Below are 21,012 nucleotides of genomic sequence, written 5' to 3' on the forward strand. Positions count from 1 at the left end.
GTGGCATGCCGGGCGAAAACGCTGGTTGAGGAGGTCGGCCGGCGGCGCAGCGCCGCCGGCCGAGTCAGATCAGACGGCGCGAGCGGCGTTGTCGGCGATCGCGTCCACGACCTGCGGCCAGATCGCCTTCGGCAGGTCGTGCCCCATGCCGGGGATGAGCAGCAGCCGCGAGTCCGGGATGGCCGCAGCGGTGGCCTTGCCGCCGGAGACGTTGAGCAGCGTGTCGACCTCGCCGTGAATGACGAGCGTCGGCACCTTCACCGAGCGCAGACCCTCGGTGCGGTCGCCGGACGCCATGATCGCGGCCAGCTGGCGCACGAAGCCCAGCGGATTGCGGGCCCGCGCGAACGCGGCCTCGCCGCCGGCGCGGATGGTGTCCACGTCGACCGGGATGCCGGTCGAGCCGATGACCTTGCTGGCCCGGACCGCGGCCTCGCCCGCCTCTGCGGCGGTCTGCGGCGGCGGGGCCTGCAGCGCGGCCGTCGCCTCCGGCGTGGAGTGGCCGACCGCCGGGTCACCGGTGGTGGACATGATCGAGCAGGCCGACAGCAGCCGGTCGCCGTGCTTGATCAGCAGCTCCTGGACGATCATGCCGCCCATCGACGCGCCGACCACGTGCGCCCGGTCGATGCCCAGCTCGGTCAGCAACGCCGCGGCGTCGTCGGCCATGTCCCACAGGCGGTACGGCGCGGTCGACGGGTCGCCGGCCATCGCCGCGGCCACGTCGAACGGCGCGCCGTCGAAGGACTGCGAAAGGCCGCAGTCCCGGTTGTCGAACCGGATGACGTGGAATCCCTTGTCCACCAACAGCTGACACAGTCGCACGTCCCAGGCGATCATCTGCGCGCCGAGGCCCATCACCAGCAGCAGGGCGGGGTTCGCGGGGTTGCCGAAGGTGTCGTACTCCAACGAGATCCCGTTCGCGGTCAGTTGCGGCATCGAGTGTCCTGATCCCTTCACGCCGGAAGAACTTGCAGGCCAAGGATGGCCACAAATCCAGTCTGCCATCAGTGGACCGGCAAGGGCCCGCGCGTCGACCGGCCCGGTCCGCTCGCGCCGCCGCTCGACCCGAAAGGGACCGTCGCTACAGCTTGCCGCCGCAGTCCGAGCAGAACACCGCGCCCACCTTGTTGGCCGTCGAACCGCAGCCGCCGCATGTCACCGGCACGGCCAGCGACGAGCCGCAGGCCGAGCAGAACTTGCCGCCGTCGACCTTCGTCCCGCAGCTCGGGCAGTTCAGCTTGGCGCGGGTGGCCACGTCGACGTCCGCGGTCCAGTCCTTCTCCCGGGCCTTCTCCCAGATCTGGTCGCGCTGCGCCGCCGACTGGGCGCGGGCCACCTCCTCGGCCACCGACGGCGAGCAGCGCAGGCACTGGCCGACCTCGTCGTTCCAGCACTGCTGCTTGCACATCCAGTCCGAACAGCCGCGGCACTGCGAGAAGCTCGGGCTGATCTCCTGGACCGCGGCGGTCATCGCCCGGTCCTTGGCCGGCGAGTTGGTGGCCCGGTCGTAGCGCCACTGCTCGGCGGAGCGGCTGATGTCCTCAGCGGCCCCGCCGAACAGCGACCCGACCACGCGCAGCAGGCCGCGGCCCATTTCCACCTTGTCCCGCAGGAACGCGGAGCGATAGCCGTTGCCACAGCGCTCACAGTGGAACTCGAACTGGTATCCCTCGGTATTCGAGAGATCGCGGACGTTGTCGGTGAACGGAACCATTCCAGGCACGAACGGACCTTAGCCGCCGACCGGCCCGGTCCGCCCCTGCCGTTTCGGGCACAAGGGGCCGCAATCGGGGCAAGGGTTCTCGCCCCTAGGTGCAGCCGGTGATCCCCCGGTCACGCGGCGCGTCGCGACCATTCCCGCAGCGTCGCCACCACCGTATCCACATCGTCCGATTCGCCGGAAGCGGCCGCCAGCATGAATTCGACCGCCGCCTCCTCGTCCGGCTCGAAATCGAACCCGTTCAACGCCAGGAACACCCGGGCCCCGACCCACGCGAGTCGTTTGTTGCCGTCGATGAGCGGATGATTGCGCAGCACCGAATGCATCAGCGCGGCCGCCTTCTCGTGCAGCTCCGGATATGCCTCGGCGCCGAACATCGTCGTCATCGGCCGGGCCGCCGCCGAGTCGATCAGGCCCGCGTCCCGGATCAGCGCCTTGCCGCCCATCGTGGCGTGCGCGATCGCCGTCAGATCCGCCGTCGTCAGGTACCTGGTCATGCCGTGCCCAGCCGATACACGATCGCCTCGTCCCGGACCAGCACCCGCTCGGCCAGCGCCATGACCTCCGCGTGCCGCCTCGCGTCCAGCGCTTCCGCGATCGCCGATGCCGCGAATTCCGCCTCCGTCGACCCGGCGGCCTTGGCCGCGGCGCGCAGTTCGACGTCCAGTTCCTCCGGCAGATGCACGGTCAGCGTGGCCATGACACGACCCTATCCACGGCTAACGATCCTACCCACGGAATTTGTGTTCAAGGCGTGACGGCCGAAAGGCGGGTCGGGGTCGTTCCGGTTCACTATGTTGTGACGAGCGGACACTCCTGGTAGCAAGGCCGGACACATGCCGCGGACCACGGAGGATGATCGTGACCTGGCAGGAGGAACTGCGCGCACTCGATGCCGAGCTGGCGGACAAGGGCATCACGCCCGCCGAATACCGGCGTCGGCGCGACAACCTGCTGGCGGCGGCGTCGGGCGGCTTCCCGCCGGCCGGACAGGTCGCGCCCCAGCGCCCCACACCGGCCGAAACGCCGGCTCAGACCGTCCAGCCGCCGGCTCCGCAGCCTGAGCAGCAGCCGCAGGCCCAACCGCCGCAGCCGCAGGTCCAGCAGCCGACGAGCCAGCCGATTCCCCAGCAGCAGCCGCCCAGCCGGCCGATTCCCCAGCAGGCCCCGCCGATGACGCCGGCTCAGCCCTTCCCGGCCGGCCAGCCCTATCAGTCCATGACGCCACAGTCGCCGCCGCCGTCCGGCCAGTTCGGCGGTGGTCCGGCGATCCAGCCCATGCCGTCCGCGCAGACCCCGCCGCCGGGCAACGCCGTGGTGCCGCCGTGGTCCGCCGTGACCGAGCTGCCGATGTACCAGCCGCTCGGCGACCAGCAGGCCCCCGCGCCCCAGTACGCGCCCCGCCCGCCCAGGGACGAGGGAGGTCTTCCCGGACCCGTGCGACCCAGAAGAAGTTCCCGGGCCGCGCTGCTCGTCGTGATCGTCGTGGTGCTCGTCCTGCTGCTGGCCGGCGGCTGGTGGTTCGGGGTCCGCCCCCAGATCGAGGCCGCCTCCCCGCCGCCCGTGCCCAAGGCCCTGCACCTTGAGGACCTGCCCCCGCTGCCCGGCTCCGCCCGCCTCGACCGCGCCGAGCTGTCCGTGTTCGAGGGCCAGAACCGCGGTCTGTTCGACGCCCGCGAGGGCGACTTCCTCCAGGCCGACAAGGTGAGCCAGGTCACCTTCACCGGATCAGCTGACGGCAAGCTCAACTACGTCGAGTTCGCCTTCGTCACCGACAGCACCGCCGCGGCCAAGAAAACCAGCGGCGACCTGCTGGAGTACCAGGACCTCGGCGGACTGCACCCGGTCGACGCCAGCGGCCTGCCCGGCCAGGTGAAGGTGGTCAAGCTGGTTACCGGCGACCAGGTCCAGTACCGCGCCATCTACGCTTCCGGGCTGAACGCGGTGATGGTGGCCGTCGCGCAGGCGCAGCCGGTCGACGAGGCCGCCGTCGCCAAGGCGCTGAACGAGGCCGTCGCCGCACTGTTGACGAAGGCGCCGGTGAGCTGAGCCGGCGAGGGGAACCGGAGCTCGGATGACCACCACAGAAATCCCGCGGTTGTCGGGCGACCTGTCGGACGAGCCTGCCCGTTCGCGCTGGAACTGGCCGGTCGCGTTGCTGATGGCGCTGGCCGCCGTGCCGGTGGTCTCGATGATCGTCGAGGTACTGCGCTCGCCCGGGCTCAACTTCCTCGACTACTGGCCGGTGCTCGGCCTGGCCAGCCATCCGAGCGGCCAGTTCCACCTGGCCGGCCTGTTCGTGCTCTACAACGGCCACCCGGTGGTCATCGCCGGCACGCTGTTCTGGCTGGACGCGAAGTTCCTCGGCGGCTCCAACCAGGCGCTCGGCCTGCTGGTCGTGGTCCTCAGCCTGGTCGTGGTCGCGGGCATGGCGTCCATGCTGCCGCGCCGGCTGGGCGCGGCGGTGCGCGCGGCCCTGGTCGCCGGCTTCGCCTTCCTCGTCTTCTCCCCGGGCAACCTGGAGAACTTCGGCGAGGGGATGAGCGGCACGCACTGGCTGTCGGGCCTGGCCCCGGCCATTGTGGCGATCGCGCTGGCCCACCGCGGCCGAACCGTGCCGGCACTGATCCTCGGCGTCATCGCCTGCTTCGGCCACGGCGCGGCCTTCCCGGTGTGGGTGGCGCTCGCGCTAATCGCCTGGCTGCGCGGCGACCGGCGGTGGCAGGTCATCGCGCCCATCGTGATCGCGGTCCTCGGTGTGGTCGGCGCGGCGATCGCCTACGCCACGCTGCCGAACACCTCCTCGATCCCGACGGCGACCTTCGCCCTCGACCGGCTGCTCGCGGTGACCTCCGGCGTGCTCGGCGTGCTCTGGTCCACCCAGACCCCCGAGCTGGCCGTGCTCTTCGGCGTGATCAGCCTGATCGCGCTGGTGGTGGCGGTCGTGCTGGTGGTGTCTCGGGTTCGTCGGTCGCCGGAGCCTGGGTCGGACGTCGAGTCGTCGGACAACGCCGGCTGGACCGGCCTGTCCGCGCACATCGTGCTGGTGGCGATCATGGTCGGCCTGTCCCGAGCCGGCGTCGCCGACAGCGTCGGCGAGTCCGGCCGGTACGCGGTGATCAGCGGCCTCGCCGCCAGCGCCGTGCTGGCGATGACTGTGCTCCTGTGGCGCCAGCTCGCCGTGGCGCCGGCCGTTGTCATCGCGGTGACGATCGGGCTGGTCACCTTCACCCTGGGCAGCGCGCAGGCCACCAACGTGCGCAACCAGTACCCGGGTCAGACGGTGCTGGCGGTCGCGATGCGGCTGGACGCCAAGAACACGATGGCGTCGCTGCGCGTGAAGGACAGCATCCTGCCGGCGGCCAAGGGCCTCGGCGCGTACCCGTTCACCAGCGACTTCACCCTCGGCTGCGGCGGCCCCGAACTCGGTGCCAAGCTGGACGTCTCCGCCGCGCCGCTGCTCACGCCCAACGGGACCAGCGGCGGCTACGTGGAGTCGGGCAAGGTGGTCGGCGACACCATGTTGTCCGGGTGGGCTGTGGTGGACGGTAGGAGTCCCGACTGCGTGCTGGTCGTGGACGACCAGAACAATGTGGTCGGCGGCGGTTACGTCGGCCTGCCGCGGCCGGACGTCGCCGCGGCGACGCACACCACCGCCGCCGACGCCGGCTGGCACGCCGTCGCCGCGGCGAACGCGACGAACCCGCAGGTCGTGGCCATGGCCGGGGGCAAGGCGTACCGCCTGCCGGTGGCCCCGAAGCAGTGAGCACGGAGGCCGGGTCACAACCCGATCTCTCAACGACCCAGTCGAGTACGGCGGCCGCGGGGCCTTCGGCACAATGGCCCCCAGACGCGAGACGTGATCCGGAGGTTTGGGGATGTCCTGGCAAGAGGAGCTGCAACAGCTCGACAGCGAGCTGGCCCAGGGCCGGGTGACTCCAGAGGATTACCGTCTACGCCGCGACCAGTTGCTCGGCGTGGCCCAGGGTCAGCCGCCGCAGACGCCGCCGGGCGGTCAGCCCCAGCAGCCGGCCGAGCCGCAGCAGCCGCAGAGCAGCCCGTTCGGCCAGCCGTTCCGCTGGCAGCCGCCGTCCAACCAGCAGCAGGGCCAGACGCCGCCGGAGACGCCGTCGGAAAGCACCCAGGTGCTGCGGCCCATCACCGACCAGCCGGCCGGCGACAACGCGGAGCGCACGCAGGTGGTGCGCAACACCGGCGGTGACCACGCCGAGCGCACCCAGGTGGTGCCCAACGCCGGCGGCTTCGCCCCGGGCCCGCAGACCCCGCCGCCGTGGCAGGCCATGCCCCAGCAGCCGAGCATGGGCGGCGGCCAGCCGCAGGAGTACGGCGCGGCGCCGTGGAGCAACGAGCTGCCGCCGGACTTCGGCAAGGCCAGCTGGCCGTTGCAGGGTCCCGAGGTGTTCGACAGCGGCAAGCGCGGCAACAAGACCGGCAAGATCATCGCGATCTCGGTGGCCATCGTGCTGGTGCTCGGCCTCGCGGCCGGCATCTACTTCTTCACGGCCGGCTCGAAGACCGACGCCACCACCACGACGTCGACCAGCGCGAAGCCGACGACCACCACCTCGGCCCCGCCGCCGCTGCCGACGGGCCCGTTCGTCCAGGTGCCGGGCAAGCAGGTCTACAACGTCAACTACTCCATCGCCGACGCGGTGACCAACCACGCGCCGACGGAGCAGGAAGTCGCCATCCTCAAGCAGAACGGCGCCATCCAGGTGGCCGGCGTGGTGACCCAGAACGACGCCATGCACGAGGGCATCTGGGCGTTCCAGGCCGGCACCGGCGCCGACCCGAAGGCGATCCTCAACGCGATCGACAACTTCTACGCCCAGTCCAAGTACCAGCAGGTGACCACCGGCATCCCGACCGGCGTCACCGCCCGGACGCTGCCGGCCAGCGGTCCGGACGGCCAGACGGCGTTCCGCGCGCACTACATCACCAACGGCTACATCGTCCGGGTCGAGGCCTACGGTCCCGACGCGGCGGCCGCCGAGAAGGCGTTCCGGGACCTGCTCAAGACCGAGACGCAGAAGTTCGCGCCGACGCCGTGATGTCGGACGAGGTCGGCTACGCCGACGGCGCGGAGTCCGAGGTCCTGCTCGCGCTGAAGGCCGCCGAGGACATCAGCGCGGGTTCGACGGAGCTGGCGGCCAAGGTCGACTCCTGGGAGACGGCCTACCACTTCTCGCCGCAGCGGCTGGCCCTGTTGGCGCCGCTGCGGCTGCGGCCGGACCTGCGCGCGGTGGACCTGGGCTGTGGCACGGGCGTGCTGACCCGTGCCCTCGGCGAAGCCGGCCTGGACGTGCTCGGCATCGAGGGCACGGAGGACCGTGCGGCGGCGGCGCGGGAGCGCTGCCGTGACCTGCCGAACGTGCGGATCGTGCGCGGCGAGATCGAGAGCCAGCTGGCGGCGACCAGCGGCGTGGATCTGGCGGTGCTGTGCGGTGTGCTGGAGTACAGCACCCGCTTCGGCGCCGGCCCGGAGCGTCTGCTCGACGGCGTCCGGCGGGCGCTGTCCGAGCGGGGCGTTGTCGCGCTGGCCATCGAGAACCGGCTCGGCGTCGGCTATCTGCTGGGCCGGCCGGAGGATCACCACAGCAAGTCCTGGGTGGGTATCGCCGACTACCCGGGCAGTCAGCCGCAGGCTCGCACCTGGACCCGGCGGAAGCTGGCGTCGCTGCTGGCCGACGCTGGGCTGACGGCTCAGCGCTGGCTGCTGCCGTACCCGGACTACAAGCTGCCGCGCGTCGTGCTGAACACGGCGTTGTTCGATCGGCCGGACGCCGAAGAGCTGGTGGAGAAGCTGGTCCGCGATCCGCTGCGCGGCGCGTTCGGCGGCGGCCTTATGGTCTCCCCGGCCCGCGAGCTGCACAGTGCGGCGGTGGCCGAGGGCTTTGGGATCGAGGTCGCCCCGTCGTTCCTGGTGCTGGCGTCGGCGTCCGAGGAACCGCTGGACGAACTGCTGGACCCGAGCCTGGCCTGGCTGGTCAACGCCGGCCGCCGGCCGGAGTGGCGGCGCACCCGGGCGCTCGGCCGCGATCTTGTGCTGACGTCGAACACCGCCGGCAGCGTGCGGCGCGACTGGCTTCGGCAGCAGAAGGCCGCCACTGAGTCGTGGCTGCCCGGCCGCCCGCTCGACGCGGCGATGCTCGATGCCATGCGCACGGGCGAGCTGGCCGAACTCCGCCGGTTGGCCTTGCTGTGGCAGCAAACCGTGCTGGCCGAGGCGCGACCGCTGACCGCGGACGACGACCGGCATCCGTATCTGCCGGGCCGGGCCGGTGTGGTGGTTCTGCCGCCGGATCACCTGGACGTGCACCCGGGCAACTTGATCCTCGCGCCGGACGGCAGCGTCGGACGCGTCGACCGCGAGTGGCTGGCCGGCACGGGCGTGGACGCGGAGCTCGCGCAGCTGCGGTCGCTGCTGGAGCTGGCCAACGATCTCTACGACACCGGCTCGCCGCACGTCTGGGGCCACGAGGCCACCGTCCGCGATCTCGTGCGGGGCCTCGCCGATCTGGTCGGCCTCGTGGCGGCCGCCGACGAGCGCTGGACGGAACTGGTCGACGCCGAGGGCGAACTCCAGTGCCTGGTCGCCGGCACGCCGGCCGAGGCGACGGTCAGGTCGCTGCACGAGCGGGCGAGTCAACCCCCTCGATCGCCGCTGTGGGCGATCGAGGGCGGCCTCGACCGGATCGTCGCCGATCTCGACTACCGCCAGGCGCTCGAAAACCACATCAAGGCATTGCAGCAGGGCCTCGACGACGTCAATGCCGATCTCGACCGGCACCGGCAGGCGCTGGATGACAAGCAGGCGCACGCCGAGCAACTGACCGGCCGCCTCGGCGTCTCCGAGCAGGAGCTGTCCGTCGCGCGGGCCGAGTCGGCGCGGTTGGATCGGCGGCTGGGCATGGTGTTCGCGGAGCTGGCGGACGCGGCGCTGGAGGCCGAGTGGTCGCAGGCGCGGGCCGGGGAGCTGGAGCAGCAGGCGGCGGCCGTGGCCGACCGGCTGACGAAGACGCGGGCGCGGCTGGATGCGTTGGAGGGCGCCAAGATCGTGCGGGCGGCGCACCGGTATCTGTGGCCGTCGGCGCGGATTGCGCGTGGCGTAAGGGATATCGCGCTGGGGCGGGCCGGGGACGAAGGCGATGCCGTGCTGCGGCGGTCGGGTCCGCTGGCCGGCGTGTTCGGGGCGCGCATGCGTGAGTCGGCGCGGCCGAAGCGTGAGGCGGAGCTGCACTACCTGGTGAACGTGCCGGAGAAGCCGGTCGCGGTCGGTCGCGGGCAGGTCGTGGACCTGGACGGCTGGGTGGTCAACGCCGGCATCGCGGTGAAGGACGTCCGGGTGCTGTTCGAGGGCGCCTGGCACGCGGCGAGCCTGGGCCACGCGCGGCCGGATGTTGTCGCGGCGCTGGGGCCTTCGGTCGTCCGCACGCCCGAGGGCTGCGGCTTCCGGGTCCGGCTGTCGCTGACGCGGATCGATGCGCGGGTGGACAAGCCGCTGGTGCTCGGCGTGCTGCTGGTGGACGGAACCCTGCTGCGGCGCGAACTTCCGCCGCTGCGGCTGGTGCCGTCCACTGTGGACCCAGTGGCGGTGTCGTGGCCCGGCAAGGGCCCGAAGGTCGCGGTGTGCATGGCGACCTACCGGCCGGATCCGGCTTTCCTGGCCGCACAACTGGATTCGATCCGGGCGCAGACCCATGACAACTGGGTGTGCGTGCTCAGCGACGACAACTCGGGCCCGGAGTCGGTCGCGGTGATCCGCCGGCTGATCACCGGCGACGACCGGTTCGTGCTGGTGGAGCACGAGGACAACGTCGGCTTCTACGCCAACTTCGAGCGCGCGCTGGCCGCCGCGCCGTCCGATGCCGACGCGGTCGCGCTCGCCGACCAGGACGACGTGTGGGATCGGGACAAGCTGGCCACGCTGCTGTCCGCGCTGGGCAACCACGGGCTCGTCTACTCGGACATGCGCCTGGTGGACGAGCACGACACCGTCGTCGCCGGCTCGTTCTGGCAGGACCGCCGCAACCAGTGGACGGACCTGGAGGCGTTGCTGCTGCTCAACACCGTCACCGGCGCGTCGAGCCTGGTGGACGGCCGGACGCTGCGGGAACTGGTGCTGCCGTTCCCGCCGGGCACGCCGTCGGCGTTCCACGACCAGTGGATCGCGGCCACGGCGCTGGCCGACAGCAAGCTGGCCTTCGTGGACCGTGCCCTGTATTCGTACCGGCAGCATGGGCAGGCCGTGACCGGCCACCGCCAGGAACGGCTGGACAAGGGCCTGCCCGGTCGCCTCGGCCTGGCCCTACTGGCCTTGGGGCGCAACGAGGTGCTGACCGCCGAGCAGGAGAATCAGCTGGAAGCCGTGGCCGAGTACGAGCTGCGCCGGGTCGCCCAGTTCGCTTCGACGCTGCTGCTGCGCGTGGACAGCATGACGGCCGAGGACCGCGAGCGGCTGACCGAGCTGAGCGAGGTCGAGCACCGCCGCGCGCCGCTGCTGAAGCTGGCCACCCGCTCCCGTGAGGAAACGGCTGGCGCGGAACGGTTCCTGCTCAGCGCGGCGCTGCGCTGGCACGCGCTGCGCAAGTCACGGGCGAAGATCCCGCCGCTGGCGCTGCCGAGCATCGACTAACCAACCGCGCTCGGCAGCGCCCCGCAGTCGACGATCACGCCCTCCATCTCGGCGCGGAACGCCGCGGCGGAGAACTTGGTCCGGCACACCTCGACCAGCGCCTGCTGGATCTCGGTCCACAGCACGTCGTCGGTGAGCATGCGGTCGCACAGCTCGACGATCTCGGCCGGCGACTCGCCGACCAGGTGCCGGGCCATCCAGCCCAGGTGCAGGCCCTCGCCGCCGACCGGCGTGGTGACGAACGGCAGGCCGGCGGCCATCGAGTCGACAAACTTGATCTTCACGCCGGCGCCGTAGCGCATCGGCACCACGTGCAGACGGGCCTTGGACAGCCAGACACCCGGGTCCGGGACCTTGCCCAGCACCTCGATGTCGTTGCGCGCCAACGCCCGCACCGCCGGCGACGGGTCGGCGCCGATGACCCGCAGCAGCAGGCCGGGATGCCGCCGGGACAGCTCCGGCAGCACGTCGTCGACCAGCTCCAGCACGGCGAACTCGTTGGGCGTGCGCGGCGTGTTGTCGAAGCCGCCGAAGAACGCCAACCCCTGCCGGCCGTCGAGACCGGGGACGTCGCCGGGCAGGTTGGCCGGGTAGCAGGCGACGTGCACGGAGGTGTCGGGCGCGATGCCACGGGCCCAGCGCGCCTCCTCCTCGCTCACGCAGACCGCCACATCGGCCCAGTTGAAGGCGTGTTCCTCCTGGTCACGTAGGTGCCGCGCCTCGATCGCCAGGCGTCGGCGCTCGGCCGAGGTCAGCGCCGTCTCGAAGTACTGGCCGGGGCGGCGGTAGAACAGCGCCTCGGAGTCGTAGACCTTGACCGCCTGCGGCTGCGACTTGGAGATCGTCAGACCGGCCTGGGCGAAGTTGTGCGGCCGGAACACCACGACGACGTCGTACAGGCCGGCCCGCTCGGCCGACCAGCGCCGTGCGTCGGTGACGCCCCAGACGACCTCGATTCCCTTGGCCTGCAAGGCCGGGGCGTACTCCTCGGCCCGTTCGGGCGAGTGCGCGTAGAAGGTGACGCGGGCGTTCGGGTCGGCCAGCCGCCACGCGTCGACGACCGCCATCGTGCGGGGGTCCCCGCGGCCGCGGTCGGCCTGCGGCACGCGGTCGTCGATCAGCAGCACCCGATAGCCGGCATTGCGGTCACGCAGCCAGTACTTGTGGTGCTCGCGCTCCGGCTCGTCCAGGCCGACGACGTCCGGCCGGTCGGCCAGCTCCTGCGGCCAGCGGCGCGTGAACACCTTGTGGTTGAGCCGCATCAGCTCCATGGCCCGGTCGGTGGTGCTGCTGCCGTGGCGGGCGTGCACCACCCGCGACCGCGGGTCCAGCCACACCGTCCAGCCCAGCGACTTGAGCTGGACCTGGAGGTCGACGTCCTCGAAGTAGGCGATCTCGTAGTCGGCGCTGAAGCCGCCGGCCTGGTGGAAGGCGCTGCGACGCATCAGCAGGCAGGCCGCCGAGGCGTAGTCCACCTGGCGCGCGAACATCTCCTGCTCGGGGCCGTCCCAGGCCCGGCACCAGCCGTCGCCGCCGATGACGCTGCCGGCTTCCTGCACGGTGCCGTCGGTGTTGAGCATGACGGGCGCGACCGCGGCGACCTCCGGGCGCGCGTCGAGCACCTCCAGCAACGGTTCCAGCCAGCCCTCGGTGACCTCGACGTCGGCGTTGAGGAAGCACACCAGTTCGGTCTTGGCGTGCCGCACGGCCAGGTTGCAGCCGGCGCCGAAGCCGAGGTTGCGGTCCATGCGCAGCACGGTCGCACCGGTGAGGTGCGCGGCCAGCCACTCGCCCGTGCCGTCCGGCGACGCGCTGTCCGCGACGATCACCTCGTACGGCTGCGGGGTGTGCTCGGCCAGCTTCTTCAAGCAGTCCACGACCAGCTGGCGGCCCCCGTACGAAACCAGGACGAACGTGATCCTCATGCCCGCCTGATCTTCCCGTAGGTCTCACGCAGCGGCTGCGACCAGCGCAGCAACTTGGTCTGCCGCAACGCGTTCAGCTCGCGGTGGTCCTCGGCCGCGCGGGCCAGCGCCTCGCGGTGCAGGTGGCGCTCGTGCTCCAGCTCGGCCCGCAGCCGCTCGACCGCCTCGGAGTCGTCGGCCGCCATCAGCTTGTCCACAAGGATCTGTCGCTCGTGCAGCATGCGGTGGCGCTGCCGGGCGTGGGCGTGTCGCAGTGCCGCGTTTTCGGCGGCCAGGTCGGCGATCCGCCGCTTGAGGTCGCCGCCGCGCTCGACCAGCGCCTGCTCGGCCGCCTCGGCGAAGTCGTCGATCTGCGCCCGCGCTTCCCGGGCCAGCACACGGACGTCGATGATCGGGCCCGTCACCGCCGTGCCCAGCGCGGCGGCCGCTGCGGCGACGTACGGGTCTTCGGTGACGACCTTGCGCGCCGAGGCGATCGCCGCCAGCTTGTCCTCGAAGACCACGTCCGCCGGCAGCTCGATGCCGTCCGGGCCGATGACGTAGTCGTCCTCGGGCAGCTCCCCGAGCTGGCGCAGCTGAAGCGTCCGGGCCTTGAGGACTTCCGCCGGCACCAGGCCGTCGGCCAGCACCGCGAGATTGGTCGTGACGGTCGGCCGGTCCATGGCGAAGAACGCCTCGGCCCGCGCGGTTCCGTACAACGCGGTCAGGTTGGTGTCACGGGTGAAGGTCGCGCACAGGATGCTCAGGTGCGCGGCGTCGTCGATCTGCCGCAGGCGCTCGGGCGTGGGCTCGCCCAGCGGCTCCGCGATCAGGCCGCCGTCCGACACCGAGGGCCGGCTCCAGCCGAGCGGGGCGTAGTGCGTGACGCGCCAGCCGGGCAGACCGCGTCAGCAGCTCGCGTTCCAGCACCCGGGGCACCACCTGGTCACCGAGCCCCGGTAGGTCGCTGCTGCCCCACAGGGCGATGGCGCCGACGGTGGTCGGTCGGGACTCTGCACGCACGTCGGGCACTGTACCGAGTGGCCTTTCAGCGTTTGGGATGCGCGGCCAACTGCTGGAGGATCGGGTCGAGCACCGAGGGCTGGGTCAGCGGACTGATGCCGGACGCCAGGTTGCGCTCGACCACCTCCAGCACCACGGTGTCGCTGTCCACCATGCGCTGCGCCTCGGCGTTCGGGTCCTGCTGCACGACGGCGCTCGGCGCGAGGGTGACGTCGGCGAAGGTGGCGGCCAGGAAGGGCGCCGCGTAGTTGGTGAACGAGTCCGTGACCATCGTGGTCTTGCCGGCGACCATGCCGTTGACCGGGTTGTCGGTGCGGAAGGCCAGGACGTTATGGGTGTCGAACGGCCCCTGCTGGGTGCGGTCGACGCCGCCGTCCGGGGCCAGCCGGTAGGTGTGGCTGCTCTCCGTGCCGGTGCGGGCCAGCATCGGCGGCAGGTCCGCCGAGCCGTCCACCTTGGCCCCCTCGGTGACCCGCCACGGCACGTCGATGCCGGGACTGATGGCGCCGGCCAGGGCCCGGGTCATGATCAGGCCGCCGGCGTAGGTCCAGTGGGTGTCCTGCGGGTAGTAGACCGAGGAGCCCAGGCGGGCCAGGGCCGGCCGCAGGTCCACGGCGCCGGCCTCGGCCGTCACCTGGGGCCAGAACTTCGCGCTGAAGGCCAGCGCGCAGGACTTGCCCGGGTACTGGTCGGGCAGGTTCTCCGGCACCGCCGTCGACTTGTCCGGCGGGACCAGCAGCACGAACCTGCGGCCGGACTGCTCGACCGCCTTGCGCAGCTTGACCAGGCTGGAGATGACGGTGTCGAGCGGCTGCTGCGGCTGGCACTTGCCCTGCGTGTCGTAGCCGAAGTACAGCCAGTTGTTCTTGCCTTCGATCACCCGGGGATAGCCCGCGATCGGCGGCGGCTCGTTGTCCAGCGGCGACGAGCCCGGCACCGGCGGGGTGACCGTCGGCGGCGGCCCCCCGGCGATCGGCCCGCTGGACGGCTGCGACGGGTCCCCGCTGTCCTGGTTCGGCGGCTCGCCGAAGATCGAACGGCTGATGCCGTCGGTCAGCTTGATCGCCTGTTCGCGGAAGGACAGGTGGTCGGTGGCCCAGGGGCCGAGCTCGGTGAAGAAGGACCAGCCGTCGCCCGCGCCGGGGAACGGGTGCAGCGCTCGGTTCTCGATCGACGGCGGCGTGCCGAACAGGGTCAGGCCGAACAGCGGGGTCACGAAGAAGACCACCGCACAGACCAGGGCGAACCGCTGCTTACCGTGTCGGGGGCGGTAGAGCGGGTGATCATCCGGCAGCCAGGACTCATGTCGTCCGATCGGCTGCGTGTCCTCGCCCAGGTCCCCCACGGCCTGCACACTAACCCAGTGGCCGTCGCCGCCGTGGCCGTCTGCGGTGACCCGCCGCACGGGGCGTTCTCCCGTGCAGATGACACCGCTGCGGCCCCTTGTCGAAGGTCACGTATTTCTCACAAATATGTGATCTCGATCACTTCAGAATGGGTTCAGCAGCCCAGCGTGACAGGACACGTTCAAGACGATGCGGACGTGTTACTCACAGTATTTAACTGTGAATCTGTTAAGGACGACTGTATTCCCCAAACGGGTGAATCCCTGTCACCTTGATAACGCAGGTTCGCCGGGGCCAAGGGGCCGGCGAAGGTGGGGGCAGGACACCTTGGAGGCAGCTGTGGCGTTGCAGGTGGCGGCGTTGGTTGCGGTCGGTCTCGTGCTGTTGGTCCGCGTCGTGGTCGCGAGTTACGACCGCCCGTCCAACCCGTCCGACCGGTAGTCGAGCATGGACGGCGTCCTGGGCAAGCTCGCCGAGCTGCGCGACCGTGGCTTCCAGTTCATGAACATCCCCGACGAGGACGGCCACCTCGACCGCATCATGGGCTACCGCCAGCTCCGCGGCTTCGTCGACACAATCCTGTTCCGCTCCGAGGACGACGCCAAGGCCGGCCGCATGCCCGCCGTGCACGACTCCGCTCAGCCCGGCAAGGCCGTCTGGCTCTTCGAGGGCAGCCTGGCCGAGGCCATCGACCGCCTCCTGGAGCTCCCCGCCCCCGGCACCCCGTCCGCGCCCACCCTGGCCGGCCCGTCCGCCGCGCCGGACCTCGTGCCCGCCAGGGTCAACCCCTTCCGCATCTGGACGGCCCAGGAGGGCATCGCCTGACGCTAGGTTCTGCGGCATGTCTTCTGGGCAGGTGCCGCTGTGGGTGCCGGTGGTGGTGGCGTTGCTGGGGCTCGGGGGTGTGCTGGGGGCGCAGCTGATCGCGGGCTGGCGGGAGGACCGGCGGTGGCGCCGGGAGACCGAGCGGGAAGAGCTGCGGTGGCGCCGGGAGCGGGAGAAGGACCGGGAGAACCGTAGCTACGAGGGCCGGGCCAACGCGTACGCCGAGGTGATCGGGGCGGTGGAGGCGTTCGACTGGGTGCTGTACGACGCCCGGCGGACGCTCCGCGAGGGCGGCACGGTGGACGAAGCGGCGGCGGCTGATCTGCGGAAGGTGGCGGCGCAGGCGCGGAGCTCGCTGGGGGCGGTGAACGTGCACGCGCCGGAGCGGATCAGGGCGATGCTGCGGGAATCACTGGTACGCCGGTCGACACTGGCGACGAAGCTGCTGGTCAACCGGCACGGCGAGGAGGAGCGGACGCTGTGGCGGGAGGCCCAGCGGGAGTACAAGGTCATGCGCCGGGCCATGCGCGAGGACCTGGGCCTGGACGCGGAGGCCCTGCTGGGGGCGGGAAAGCCGTCAGCGGGAGATGTGCAGGACGCGCCCGGTGATCTCGAAGCCGACACGGGTGTAGACGCGGGTGGCGTTGTCGTCGGCGGCCATCAGGAACGGGTGCCGCGCGCCGAGGTCGTGGGCGACCTGGACGAGCCGGTGGGTGATCAGGGCGGCGATGCCCCGCCGCCGCCACGAAGGGACGACGCCGATGCCGGCTAGCTCGGCGACGCCGTCGATGGGCACGGTGATGAGCCCGCCGCCGACGGGTTCTCCGTCCGTGGAGCGGGCCAGCAGGGTGTAGCCGCCGCGGTCGCGGGATCCCTTGTGGCTGGTCAGATCCGCCTCGGTGGGCGGCGGCTCGTCGTAGGCCAGGTTCAAAGCGGTGGCCATGGCCAGAATGGTGTCGTCGGAGTCGGCGGCGACCAGCTCCACACCGGCCACGGCCGGCGGCTCGATCAGGGTCGGCACGGTCATCACGGGCAGCAGGCCCTCTTCGACGAATCCGGCCCGCTCCAACGCGGGCTGCACCGACGGGCAGGCGCTGGGCAGGTACTCCAGCCGCGGTGTGCGGCCCCGTGCCTCGAAGGCGGCGATCAGCGCGGCGACGTCCTCGGCGGTGGGCCGGGCGTTGTCGTCGGGCACGGCGTAGTTGCGGTAGGGATTGTCGCTGGTCTCGGAGAATCCGACGGTGAAAGGGCCGACACGGACCGGGTCGCGGCGGCCGGCGCGCAGGTAAGAAGCGATCTGGGTGTCCATCAAGTCCAGAGTATGAACGCTGGCCTTCACATCGGCGTCAAGGTTTACCGTCGTCAGCATGCGCATCGGCGAGCTGGCGGACCGGGCCGGAACCACGACCCGCTCGCTCCGCTACTACGAGGAGCAGGGCCTGCTGCCGGCCCGCCGCACGGCCAACGGCTACCGCGAGTACGACGAGGACGACCTGCGGGCGGTGAACGAGATCCGCTCGCTGCTGGCCATCGGCTTCGCGCTGGAGGACACGAGGCCGTTCGTGGAGTGCCTGCGGGCGGGCAATCCGACGGGCGACGTGTGCCCGGCCTCGGTGGCGGTGTACCGCCGCAAGCTCGACGAACTGGACGACTGCATCGCCCGGCTGCAGGCGGTGCGGGCGCAGGTCGCCGCCGCGGTCGAGCGGAACCAAGGGGAGGACTCATGCTGCAAGAGGTCACCGACGCGGACTTCGCGGACCGGGTGCTGACCAGCGACAAGCCGGTGCTGGTGGAGTTCTGGGCGACGTGGTGCGGCCCGTGCCGCATGGTGGGACCGGTGCTGGAGCGCATCGCCGACGAGCATCCGGAACTGACGATCGTGAAGATGGACCTGGACGCCAACCAGGCCACGGCCCGCGCCCACCAGGTGATGGCCGCGCCGACGATGCTGCTGTTCCAGGGCGGCGAGGTGATCGCGACGATCGTCGGCGCGAAGCCCAAGGCCGCCCTGGAGCGGCAGCTGTTTCACTCCGGGTTGTTGCCGTCGCCCACCACGAACGGCGTCGTGACGTCGGTGTAGGCCAGGTGCATCACCATGCCGATCTTGGCGTGGCCGAGGTTGTGGCAGTGATCCATCCAGATCCCGGGATTGTCGGCCTTGAACGCCACCGTGACCGTCTCCCCGGGTTGCACCGACACCGTGTCCAGCCACACCGGACTGCCCGCTGACGCGACACCGTCCCGGGACAGCACCAGCACTTCGTGTCCGTGCAGGTGCATCGGATGCTCGCCGAGGCTGAGGTTGCGGAACGTCACCCGCACGGTGTCACCCTCGCTGACCATCAGCATCGGGGCGTCGGGGAACACCCCGCCGTTCATCGTCCACTTGAATCCCGACGCCCCGATGCCCTGGTCCAGGTCGACCGTGTAGTCACGGTTGTAGTTCGTGCCAAGGGAAACCGGCGCCGGCGTGCCGTAGTGCATCAGGTCGATCTCGGGCCCGGGCGCCGAGGCGTCAACAGTGGAACGGTCGTCGGGACTGAGCACGTACGCCGGCGAGTCCTCGCCGACCAGCGACACCCGGACGGGATGGTTCGGCATGGTCAGGTGGATGTCGGCCCGCCCGCCGCCGCCGATCGGGACCGTCTGATCGGTCAGCTCCCCCGGCTCGTGCAGGTCGTTGCCGTCGACGGCGGCCAGCTGCCACGGCGAGCCGGTGACGTGCACACTGTCCACCTCGGAGTCGGTGTTCACGACCCGCACCCGCACCGAGGAACCGGCCTTGACCGGGCGGACCTGCACGCCGGGGTTGTCGCCGAAGGACAGCTTGTCGCCCCAGGTGTGGATCGACAGCGCCTGGTCGACGTCGGCCACCGGCCCGGTCCGAGGCTCCACGACCAGCAGCCCGAACATGCCCCGGACCACCTCGTCCTTGGTGTCCTCGTGCGAGTGGTACCAGTAGGTGCCGACCTGGTTGACCTGGAACTTGTACTCGAAGCTGCCGCCGGGTTTCACGGCGTCCTGGGTGATGCCGGCGACGCCGTCGTAGGCGTTGGGCACGTCCAGGCCGTGCCAGTGGATGGTCACCGGCGTCGAAGGTGTCCGGTTGACCAGGGTCGCGTCCAGCACGTCGCCCTGCCGGAGATGGATCTCGCTGGGGTTGAAGGAGTATCGGTCGCCGTTCTGAACAGCGGTGATGGTGATCTTCTTGACCGGCCCGGTGGTCGGCGGCCCGGTCAGCTGGGTGACGCTGCGCATGGCCATGCCGGGCATCGCCGTCATGCCCATGTTCATGGTCGTCGGCGCGGCCAAGGCGGGAATCCAGACCGCGACACCGAGGCCCGCCAACACAACCAGCGCCACCGGGGCGATCCAGCGTCGCACCGGCAGCACGGTCAGCAGCCCCACCACCGCGAACAGCGCAACGGTGGTCCACTGTGGAATCGCTTGGGGCAGCAGCAGATCCAGCACGAAAGCGGCCGCCGCGGCGACGACGAGCAACTTCTGCCGTTGCGGGAAAGCAAAGGCCACGGCCAGCAACGCCAGGTCCCGCAACGGCCGGAGGGCGAACTCGAAGCCGTAGGCCAGCATCACCGCCGCCACGGCGACCTTGAGCACGAGCAGGGTGCCCACGGTCCACTTGCGCCAGCGGCGAAGGGCCAGCGCGACGATGAGCAGCAAGGAAGTCAGGAATTCCGCGATAAGTGCGATCACATACACGACGCACAATGCTCACCACGGAAAGCCGTAGCGGCGTCCGCTCACAGGCGGCACCGCGGCGTACTACTCGCGTGGTCGCACGAGCTTCGACTCGTACGCCAGGACGACCAGCTGCGCCCGGTCCCGCGCGCCGAGTTTGGTCATCACCCGGCTGACGTGCGTACGCGAGGTCGCCGGGCTGATCACCAGGTGCTCGGCGATCTCCTCGTTGGACAACCCGCCCGCAACCAGCGCCAACACCTCACGCTCGCGGTCGGTCAGCTCACGCAGGGCCGACGGGTCGGGGCGGCGGTGCTCGGGCCGGTTGGCGAACTCGGAGATCAGCCGGCGGGTCACGGTCGGCGCGAGCAGCGCCTCGCCGGCGGCGATGACCCTGATGGCGTGCAACAGATCCACCGGCTCGGTGTCCTTCAGCAGGAAGCCCGACGCCCCGGAGCGCAGGGCCTCGAACACGTACTCGTCGACGTCGAAAGTGGTCAGCACCAACACCTTCACGCCGGCCAGCGAAGGGTCCGCGGTGATCTGCCGGGTCGCCACGAGACCGTCGACGCCGGGCATCCGGATGTCCATCACGACCACGTCCGGCCGGTGCACCCGAGCCAGCTCGACGGCCCGCGCGCCGTCGCCGGCCTCGCCGCACACCTCGAACCCGTCCTCGGTCTCCAGCAGCAGCCGGAAACCGGCCCGCACCAGCGCCTGGTCGTCGGCCAGCACCACCCGGACCGTCATAGCGGCAGCTCCGCCCGAACCACGAATCCCCCCTCGTCCCGCGACCGCGCCAGCAGCGTGCCGCCGAGCGCCAGCGCCCGTTCCCGCATGCCGCGAACACCGTTGCCGGGTTCGGTTTCCACCGGACGACCGTCGTCCTGCACCTCGACGACCAGACTTCCGTCGTCGCGGGAGAACCGCACGCTGACGCTACGCGCCTCCACCGCGTGCCGGACGGTGTTGGTGAGCGCCTCCTGCACGATCCGGTACGCCGTCGAGTCGACGGGGGCCGGCAGCTCCCCGGGATCGCCGCTGACCTCGACCGACAGCCCCGCGCCCCGGGCCGAACCGAGCAGTTCGTCGATACGGGCCAGGCTCGGCGCCGGCGCGCGGTCCTCGCCCGAACGCAGCACGCCGAGGGTGGCCCGCAGGTCGACGAGCGCCGCCCGCGACGCCTCCTTGATCGCCAGCAGCGCCTGTTTGGCCTCCTCGGGTCGCCGGTCGGCGACATGCGCGCCCACCCCGGCCTGCACGTTGATCATGGCCAGGCTGTGCGCGACAACGTCGTGCACCTCGCGGGCGATGCGCAGCCGCTCCTCCTCGGCGATCCGGCGGGCCCGCTCCTCGAACACCTCGTGCTGCGACCGCCGGCTGGCCCGCACGTTGCGAGCCGCGGTGCCGATGGAGATCGCCACGGGCACGAAGCCCACGTACCGCACGTCCGTGGCGTCCCCGCCGGTGGCGAGCTGCGCCGCCCCGAAGCCGATGAGCAACACCAGCCCGGCGATGCTGGACCGGACCGGCCCCACCCGCTTGGCCAGCGCGTACAGGGCCAACGCCGGGAAGATCGGCGTCGGCGCGCCCTGGTTGTCGGAGTAGAGGTAGCTGAACGCCAGCACGGTCGAGAGCGCGTACACCGTGTACGGCCAGCGGTCGCGCCAGAACAGCGGCACCGCGCCGGACAGCATCCAGGCCACGCCGAGCACCGTGAAGTGCACGGTCTGCTCGTGCCAGCGCGACGTGAAGCCGGCGATCAGCAGGCAGCCGATCGCGAGCGGTATGGGAAGCAGCGCGGCCTTCCTCGCCCGACCGTGTGGCACGCCGCCG

General features: G+C 71.1%; 18 protein-coding genes. 7 read left to right on the plus strand and 11 right to left on the minus strand.

What is annotated here, in order from left to right; all coding sequences use genetic code 11:
• Positions 1-69: 69 nt before the first annotated feature.
• The 4 genes from KUTG_RS26045 to KUTG_RS26060 all read right to left on the minus strand — a co-directional run bounded on the left by KUTG_RS26045 (position 70) and on the right by KUTG_RS26060 (position 2,423).
• Positions 70-939, minus strand: coding sequence for an alpha/beta fold hydrolase (locus KUTG_RS26045; protein ID WP_043720386.1), 870 nt, complete (start codon positions 937-939; stop codon positions 70-72).
• 145 nt (positions 940-1,084) lie between these two features.
• Positions 1,085-1,717, minus strand: a complete 633-nt coding sequence (locus tag KUTG_RS26050; protein WP_043720389.1) for a zinc ribbon domain-containing protein — start codon at positions 1,715-1,717, stop codon at positions 1,085-1,087.
• Between the two features lie 119 nt (positions 1,718-1,836).
• Positions 1,837-2,220 carry a type II toxin-antitoxin system death-on-curing family toxin gene (locus KUTG_RS26055; protein WP_043720392.1) on the minus strand — a complete coding sequence of 128 codons (384 nt, stop codon included), beginning with the start codon at positions 2,218-2,220 and terminating at the stop codon, positions 1,837-1,839.
• Positions 2,217-2,423: a hypothetical protein gene (locus KUTG_RS26060; RefSeq protein ID WP_043720394.1), complete on the minus strand. Its 207-nt coding sequence runs from the start codon at positions 2,421-2,423 to the stop codon at positions 2,217-2,219. The genes KUTG_RS26055 and KUTG_RS26060 overlap by 4 nt, the downstream gene beginning before the upstream one ends.
• Positions 2,424-2,584: 161 nt before the next feature.
• On the opposite strand from KUTG_RS26060, the gene KUTG_RS26065 reads away from it, so the two are divergent.
• From KUTG_RS26065 to KUTG_RS26080, 4 genes are all read left to right on the plus strand, one after another.
• Positions 2,585-3,772 carry a hypothetical protein gene (locus KUTG_RS26065; protein WP_157494776.1) on the plus strand — a complete coding sequence of 396 codons (1,188 nt, stop codon included), beginning with the start codon at positions 2,585-2,587 and terminating at the stop codon, positions 3,770-3,772.
• 25 nt (positions 3,773-3,797) lie between these two features.
• The gene (locus KUTG_RS26070) at positions 3,798-5,489 is read left to right on the plus strand and encodes a hypothetical protein (RefSeq protein ID WP_157494777.1); all 1,692 of its coding nucleotides are present in this window, start codon (positions 3,798-3,800) and stop codon (positions 5,487-5,489) included.
• Between the two features lie 112 nt (positions 5,490-5,601).
• Positions 5,602-6,795, plus strand: coding sequence for a hypothetical protein (locus KUTG_RS61650; protein ID WP_052395417.1), 1,194 nt, complete (start codon positions 5,602-5,604; stop codon positions 6,793-6,795).
• Positions 6,795-10,379: a glycosyltransferase gene (locus KUTG_RS26080; protein ID WP_043720401.1), complete on the plus strand. Its 3,585-nt coding sequence runs from the start codon at positions 6,795-6,797 to the stop codon at positions 10,377-10,379. The genes KUTG_RS61650 and KUTG_RS26080 overlap by 1 nt, the downstream gene beginning before the upstream one ends.
• Here the strand turns inward: KUTG_RS26080 and KUTG_RS26085 are convergent.
• From KUTG_RS26085 to KUTG_RS26095, 3 genes are all read right to left on the minus strand, one after another.
• Positions 10,376-12,304 (minus strand): glycosyltransferase, encoded by a 1,929-nt coding sequence (locus tag KUTG_RS26085; RefSeq protein ID WP_043720405.1) that lies wholly within the window; start codon positions 12,302-12,304, stop codon positions 10,376-10,378. The two genes, KUTG_RS26080 and KUTG_RS26085, sit on opposite strands and share 4 nt — an antisense overlap.
• On the minus strand, positions 12,301-13,131 hold the full coding sequence (locus KUTG_RS26090) for a hypothetical protein (RefSeq protein WP_043720408.1): 831 nt from the start codon (positions 13,129-13,131) through the stop codon (positions 12,301-12,303). The genes KUTG_RS26085 and KUTG_RS26090 overlap by 4 nt, the downstream gene beginning before the upstream one ends.
• Before the next feature lie 200 nt (positions 13,132-13,331).
• Positions 13,332-14,651 carry an alginate O-acetyltransferase AlgX-related protein gene (locus KUTG_RS26095; protein ID WP_198047315.1) on the minus strand — a complete coding sequence of 440 codons (1,320 nt, stop codon included), beginning with the start codon at positions 14,649-14,651 and terminating at the stop codon, positions 13,332-13,334.
• Between the two features lie 448 nt (positions 14,652-15,099).
• Here KUTG_RS26095 and KUTG_RS26100 point away from each other — a divergent pair, with 448 nt between their 5' ends.
• The gene (locus KUTG_RS26100; RefSeq protein ID WP_043720411.1) at positions 15,100-15,477 is read left to right on the plus strand and encodes a hypothetical protein; all 378 of its coding nucleotides are present in this window, start codon (positions 15,100-15,102) and stop codon (positions 15,475-15,477) included.
• Positions 15,478-16,054: 577 nt separating this feature from the next.
• Here KUTG_RS26100 and KUTG_RS26105 read toward each other — a convergent pair.
• Complete coding sequence (locus tag KUTG_RS26105; RefSeq protein ID WP_052395420.1) at positions 16,055-16,786, minus strand: GNAT family N-acetyltransferase; 732 nt, start codon at positions 16,784-16,786, stop codon at positions 16,055-16,057.
• A gap of 58 nt (positions 16,787-16,844) precedes the next feature.
• Here KUTG_RS26105 and KUTG_RS26110 point away from each other — a divergent pair, with 58 nt between their 5' ends.
• Positions 16,845-17,246 (plus strand): MerR family transcriptional regulator, encoded by a 402-nt coding sequence (locus tag KUTG_RS26110; protein ID WP_052395421.1) that lies wholly within the window; start codon positions 16,845-16,847, stop codon positions 17,244-17,246.
• Positions 17,201-17,557 (plus strand): thioredoxin, encoded by a 357-nt coding sequence (gene trxA / locus KUTG_RS26115; RefSeq protein ID WP_052395422.1) that lies wholly within the window; start codon positions 17,201-17,203, stop codon positions 17,555-17,557. Before KUTG_RS26110 ends, trxA begins: the two co-directional genes overlap by 46 nt.
• On the opposite strand, the gene KUTG_RS26120 is transcribed toward trxA, so the two are convergent.
• The 3 genes from KUTG_RS26120 to KUTG_RS26130 form a co-directional block, all read right to left on the minus strand.
• Positions 17,503-19,191, minus strand: coding sequence for a multicopper oxidase family protein (locus tag KUTG_RS26120; RefSeq protein ID WP_157494778.1), 1,689 nt, complete (start codon positions 19,189-19,191; stop codon positions 17,503-17,505). The two genes, trxA and KUTG_RS26120, sit on opposite strands and share 55 nt — an antisense overlap.
• 69 nt (positions 19,192-19,260) lie before the next feature.
• Positions 19,261-19,926: a response regulator gene (locus KUTG_RS26125; RefSeq protein ID WP_043720412.1), complete on the minus strand. Its 666-nt coding sequence runs from the start codon at positions 19,924-19,926 to the stop codon at positions 19,261-19,263.
• Positions 19,923-21,005 (minus strand): sensor histidine kinase, encoded by a 1,083-nt coding sequence (locus KUTG_RS26130; RefSeq protein ID WP_043720414.1) that lies wholly within the window; start codon positions 21,003-21,005, stop codon positions 19,923-19,925. Before KUTG_RS26130 ends, KUTG_RS26125 begins: the two co-directional genes overlap by 4 nt.
• Positions 21,006-21,012: the final 7 nt, after the last annotated feature.

The organism is Kutzneria sp. 744 (assembly GCF_000568255.1).
Lineage (GTDB): Bacteria > Actinomycetota > Actinomycetes > Mycobacteriales > Pseudonocardiaceae > Kutzneria.

Bases quoted from the DNA above. Each gene is read 5' to 3' on its own strand.
- KUTG_RS26045 (WP_043720386.1), bottom strand. From the start codon at position 939: ATGCCGCAACTGACCGCGAACGGGATCTCGTTGGAGTACGACACCTTC.
- KUTG_RS26050 (WP_043720389.1), bottom strand. From the start codon at position 1,717: ATGGTTCCGTTCACCGACAACGTCCGCGATCTCTCGAATACCGAGGGA.
- KUTG_RS26055 (WP_043720392.1), bottom strand. From the start codon at position 2,220: ATGACCAGGTACCTGACGACGGCGGATCTGACGGCGATCGCGCACGCC.
- KUTG_RS26060 (WP_043720394.1), bottom strand. From the start codon at position 2,423: ATGGCCACGCTGACCGTGCATCTGCCGGAGGAACTGGACGTCGAACTG.
- KUTG_RS26070 (WP_157494777.1), top strand. From the start codon at position 3,798: ATGACCACCACAGAAATCCCGCGGTTGTCGGGCGACCTGTCGGACGAG.
- KUTG_RS61650 (WP_052395417.1), top strand. From the start codon at position 5,602: ATGTCCTGGCAAGAGGAGCTGCAACAGCTCGACAGCGAGCTGGCCCAG.
- KUTG_RS26080 (WP_043720401.1), top strand. From the start codon at position 6,795: ATGTCGGACGAGGTCGGCTACGCCGACGGCGCGGAGTCCGAGGTCCTG.
- KUTG_RS26085 (WP_043720405.1), bottom strand. From the start codon at position 12,304: ATGAGGATCACGTTCGTCCTGGTTTCGTACGGGGGCCGCCAGCTGGTC.
- KUTG_RS26100 (WP_043720411.1), top strand. From the start codon at position 15,100: ATGGACGGCGTCCTGGGCAAGCTCGCCGAGCTGCGCGACCGTGGCTTC.
- KUTG_RS26105 (WP_052395420.1), bottom strand. From the start codon at position 16,786: ATGGACACCCAGATCGCTTCTTACCTGCGCGCCGGCCGCCGCGACCCG.
- KUTG_RS26110 (WP_052395421.1), top strand. From the start codon at position 16,845: ATGCGCATCGGCGAGCTGGCGGACCGGGCCGGAACCACGACCCGCTCG.
- trxA (WP_052395422.1), top strand. From the start codon at position 17,201: ATGCTGCAAGAGGTCACCGACGCGGACTTCGCGGACCGGGTGCTGACC.
- KUTG_RS26125 (WP_043720412.1), bottom strand. From the start codon at position 19,926: ATGACGGTCCGGGTGGTGCTGGCCGACGACCAGGCGCTGGTGCGGGCC.